This window comes from uncultured Planktosalinus sp., assembly GCF_963973675.1.
Taxonomy (GTDB): domain Bacteria; phylum Bacteroidota; class Bacteroidia; order Flavobacteriales; family Flavobacteriaceae; genus Planktosalinus.
Map to the genome: position 1 here is coordinate 1 of NZ_CAXBAN010000168.1, position 5637 is coordinate 5637.

A 5637-nucleotide genomic window follows, 5' to 3' on the forward strand; every position below is an offset into this window, starting at 1 on the left:
CGGAAAAATCAAGTCTGTATTTGCACCCAAAAGAATACTGTTCAAACTGGATTGTTCACCGGAAGCAATTTGAAACTCATAACCACCTCTAACCGACAAATTAAGAATTTCACCTCCTTTAAAAAGGTTTCTGTTTGTAAGTGTTGCAGACAAGGTAGGGCCGGCAAAATTATTTGATTTGGTAACTGCCTGCAATTCTGCGCGTATGGCTCTTCTTTGCAACGGGCTTAAAAAGATGTTTGCTTCAAGAATGCCAAGACTGTCTGTGGCTAGAGAATCAATTTCGTCATATCTGATATTGACAAATTTATAAGTACCCAGAGAAGTGAGCCTTCTGCTTGTGTTTCGCGAATTATCTGGGTTAAAGTTGTCTCCTTCGTCAAGAAGGATGTATGGTACTAGTTTTTTGGGAAGAAAGAATTCTTCTTTTTGGAAAAAGCTTTTTTCATCCAGGCGTGTACTGTCATTTGCAGTATACTCTTCTCCCGGCGCATGGTTTGGATACACATTTACTTTAGTGATACGGTAAGGAATTACAGACTTTTCAGGTACGTCTTTTTTTAACCGAAGAAAAAGGTCAAAACGTTTGTTTTTATATTGATTGGTATCAGCTTCAAAAATCAGGAAATTTGAATTAAAATTATAATATCCTTTATCTTTGAGGAGTTTGTCAATGCGTTCACGTTCAGATCGAAGTGTAGCCAGGTCAAAGCGTATGTCTTTTGTTATTTCGGTTTCAGACAAGGAAACTTCGATATCAGTATATACGGGCAAAGAATCTTTATCAACAACATAGTTTTCCATTAAATATGGCTGGGGAAGCTTGATAACATAGTTGGCTTTGGCTGTTTTATTTTCTGGGTATTCTTCAACCGCTGAACCCACATTGCTAAAAAAGAACCCTCTGTTTTCAAGTCTGTTAATAATCAGGTCTTGTGTTCTCACTGTGTTAATATCAGATTCATATACAGGCTCCTCTCCTATTCTCTTGTTTAAAAATTTATTTATGAACCCCGGTTTTTCTCGTTGACTTTTATAATAGACCAGAAGTCCCAAACGGGATCCCAGTATTTTTGAATTCGGTTCAGGACGAATGAGGTTTTCTATTTCGGTTTGAACATCGTCTATATCTTCGACCAATGTATCACTAGATATTTCAAGCTCGGCACCTGTATAAAGCAACTCACCTTCAGGAATGAACCGCTTTACATTACAGGCTTGCAGTACCAGTACAATAGCCAGTATCAAAAATGAGTTTTTATATTTAACCTTCATCCTGATCGCTTTTTTGTTCGTTACTTCCTTTCTCTTCATCTTTTTTCGCTGATTCTTCCTGTTCTTCCACTGCTTTGGCAAAGAGTTCGCCGAATTTATCAAACTCCCTTGAGAATATCAGCGCAATCCCGCTAACTATCAATTGTCCGTCAATTACATTTTCAAACTCATTTCTTCTAAAACCTTTTAAGCGGAACCTACCATTTTCGGTGAGTAGATACTCCACACTCACATTCCCAATTACAGGGCTTCTTTCATCTGGGTTCTGATTGCTTCCCTCAACATCCACTTCGCTTCCCACGCTTACAATCATACGATCGTCAAACAAACGTTTTCTGGCTGTGATATCGAGCTGTGTGCGTTGCTGAGAACCTTCTTCACCATAATCCGTATAACTGTCAAGCCCAAAGTCCAACTCAATGCCTGTGCTACCCAGAAGTTGGTCTGAGAATTTATTCATACGCTCAGAAAGCGCCTGGTTAATATTATTTCTGGCGAGTGACATGGCACCTCCCTGACTTCCGTCGCTTCCACCTTCAGGAAAGAAACGGTTTAATACCAAAAGTGAAAACACCTGTTTGTTAAGTTCTTCTTCTTGTTGATTCAGTTGTTGCACCCTACCATACACCTGACCGCCTATGGCCCCTTGTTCATCTTCAGGCATATCCAAATCAAAGGTCAGGACCGGCTGCATAAGTTCGCCGTCAATATTGAGATATACCAAAAAGGGCAACTGTTGCCTGAACCGGTTGTTCATACCCGAATCAAAACTACCTGAGGCAGGAGCCATTAAAGAAGAAGCCGAGGTTTCAACTCGATAAATAGCCCTGATGTCAAGTATTGCATCAACCGGGTCTCCTGCCCAGGTAACGGTACTGCCCTCTGCTATTTCAAAACGCCTTTTTACCAGGTCATATAAATTGATTTCAAAGTGGCCTTTATTAAGTGTGTAACGACCTGAAAGCGTAGTCCTTCCGTTTGAATTGATATTAAAATTAAGGTCTCCTTCCCCGCCAATCTGAAAGTTATCACCCGTCTGTTCGTCAATGATCACATTGAATATGGCATTTTCATTAATTGAAATTAAAGCGCTTATATCAAAACCTGTAACAGCATAAGATTCTTCACGGGTTTGGGTAAGGATATTGTCAGGGTCTTCCCTGTTGACAAAAATCACAACCCCTTCCCTTTCTTCAATTGCCAGTTCAGATTCAGCCATAATGTAAGTAACATTTGTTTCCTCTCCAACGTTTAGTTTTGCATCCAGTTTCGGCAGGTTTAAATTTCCGGTGAGAGTGGCATCCATATCAACGACCGCGGTACCGTAAAATAGTTCATTGTCATCACGGGTTGAATTGAGTAACCTAAAGTTATTGGCTTCAAACTGCAAGTCAAACCCGGGGTTAGTAAAAGTTTGGGTACCTATGCTTCCATCTACTAAAAAATTATTACCGTTTTCATCTTCAATTTGAAAAGAATCAAGGAAAAGTCCCTCATTGTTGATGCGCAGGCTTTCATCTACCAATCTGAAAACGGCATTGAGTTTGGCGATCTTAAAACGGGCATCATTAAATGTTATATTTCCTTCATACTTCGGTTCTGCTGTGGTACCGCTCACTTTAATATCACCTGAAAATGAACCTTCTGCATCAGTCACTTCTCCGTCTGAAAAACCTTCAATTGCACTTATTTTTACTTCGTTTAAAGCCAGATTAAGATTTAGTTTTGCCGCTGTTTCATCGGCTTGAAAATCACCCGTAAGATCCAAATCAACCTCCCCGCCATTTAAATCAAGGTTAAAATCATAAACAGCTGTAGTGCGTTCCTGAGCTTCCAGGCTTAAAGTGCCCATGGGTACATCCATCACATTGAATTCATTGATCTGCATATTTGCAATAAGACCTAAACTACCAAACGGATCTTCCAGTATTAGCTTTCCATCAAGTCTTCCTTTGGCAAGTGTATCTTCGGGGTTCAAATAATCCAAAAAGTCTGATAAGCGAAAATTTTCAAAAATAACGGCAATATGCTCCTTCTCAATTTCGGTTCTTGAACTGCTCAAGGTAAATTTCTGTCCATTGCGCTGTATAATAAAATTGTTGAAGGCAAGCCAATTCTCAGCATAGAGAATTTCGTTATCTTTAGGTATAGCCCACTCTTTTTTATTTATGATGAACTCTGCGGGGTTAATTTTTAAACGAATAGTATCATTATTTCGGGTGACATCAGCATTGAAATGTGCAATCTTTTCCTCATCAAAGTAAGAGTTAAAGTCCAAATTAAGCATCTGGTTTTTTATAGACCCTTTAAGTGATGTTCGTTTAATATCTAGTGGGCCTGCAATAATATTTCTGAAACCAAAGTTTAACTCAAAGTTTTCAGCATCAGATTGAAGGACCAATGCCAAACTGTCCACTTCGTTGCTATTGTAAATAAGGTAAGGCACAAATATATCAGCTGTTAAGTTGCGTTTTGATTCATTAAAATCTAACTGGATATCAATAGTGTCCATTTCCTGAAGGTTGGTCAAAAACACATCCCTGATGATGGGAGCCTGATTGATTTTTGCATCTATTTTAAGTTTTACGGGATTGATAACGGTATCATTTATTGTTTCCGCTACCTGAAAATCATCAGATAAGTATTTGTCAAAGTGACGTTGTAACGCATTTGTAAAATCCACAGGCCCGGCATTGGATCGCAATGTTACTTCCATCATTTTGTTTGTTATGTCAAAAGAGGTCGTATCAGGGTTTACAAAGGCATCCACATTCAGGTTGCCCAGAAGATAGGATTGATTCTCATACACTGCAATGCCGTCCTCAAGTTCTGCTGTAAATCTAAAGGATTCAGTATTGCCTTTAAAGTCGGCTTTTAAAAGAAATGCCCCTCGAATATTTCTTTCTGTAAGTCCCAGTGCCTGAAAATCGGCCCCCTTTAAATCTAGATTGACAGCAAATTTTGGTGAAACAGAATCCAGTTCAACAACCGAATAGAGATTAAGGTCAAGATTTTCGTCTCGGTAATCTGATGTAAGATTTCCTTCCCCGTTTTCAATATCGCCTTTGAGCGATAGGTTTTCAATGGTATAATCTTTTAACTGAAAACTAACTATGGTTGTTTGCAATTCAGCATCAAGATTGTTGATATTTGTTCCCTCCCCTGAAGATTGCAGTGACATATTAAGTTCACCATATTGCTCATTTTTCATGATTTTACCTAGCTGAAGTTTTTTCACTTCTACTTCGGTATCATAGTTTATGGATCCCTTATTTTGAATTTTTCCTGCTAGATCAATCTGCCCGGCAGATGTATGTAAAACAGCTTTTATTTGAAAATCATCCAATGTGCCGTTGAAATTGCTTTTTAGTGAAATGTTATCAGGGACCCTCACTCCAAGTGAGTCTTCATCAACAAAAGCAAGCGCATCTTCCCTAACCGTTTTTGCATTAAATACAGGGAAATCCAATACAAGAGAATCTTCATCCATAGGTTTTAATAAAGTGCCACGGGCATAGATAGCGGTTTTGGTTCCCCAATTAAGATTGAGGTTTGGTATTTCTATTGCTGCCAGGGTACCGTTTGCTTTGAGGTTAGCTGTTATTTTTTTTCTGCTGAGTGTCTGTATATATTCATTGTTTTTTAAGTCAGGCTGAAAGCGGGAAAGTTCGTCAACCGATAGTTCAATTCTGTCAAGTGTTGTATTGATACTTGAAGCATCAAGATTGTTGATTAATTGGTTGACAGAGGCATATTGCAAGTTGATATTTCCTTCTAAAACATTTTGATTTAAGTGAAAGTTAAGTTTGGATATATCCAGGTTTTTTTCGGTAAGTTCACCATCAAAAATAAAATCCTTCAGATGCAGGCCCGAAGCCTCTTTAAAGCGGAAATTATTTAATTGAATGCCTAATGTTTCCTCTTTTAAGTAAAGGTCTTCTGCTACAAAAAAGAACTTTTCTAAAGAGATAGCATTGGGGTTGAAAGTACCTTTTTGAGGTTGCTCTCCATTCACAGAATAATGCAGATTGTTTTCTTCCAGCGCTATCTCATTTAAAGTGACGATCCAGTCAGGCCATTTAAATGGATTAGTATCGGCAGGATTTTGTGAAGGTTCTGTCTCATTTTCTGTGGATGTTATTTCCAAATACACATCAGACTTTTCTAGCGCTATTTTGTTTATTTCAATAATTTTTTTTGCGAGGTCAGCCTTGGGAAGATTAAGGATAAAGTTATCAATTATAACCCGGCCTTTGACTCCATCTGGAATTGCGTTGTAATTAGCTGTAATAGTATTAAAGTGCATCCGATCTACAATAAAATAAGGTTTGGTTGTCACTTCAGCATCTTCAGATTCAGGAA

General features: G+C 38.4%; 1 protein-coding gene and 1 pseudogene. Both read right to left on the minus strand.

Annotation, left to right across the window (positions count from 1 at the left end):
• Positions 1-1275, minus strand: a pseudogene (locus tag AACY61_RS07840) (hypothetical protein); the annotation flags it as partial.
• On the minus strand, positions 1265-5637 hold a 4373-nt coding region (locus AACY61_RS07845; protein ID WP_339611024.1), incomplete at its 5' end, for a translocation/assembly module TamB domain-containing protein. The pseudogene AACY61_RS07840 and the gene AACY61_RS07845, both read right to left, overlap by 11 nt.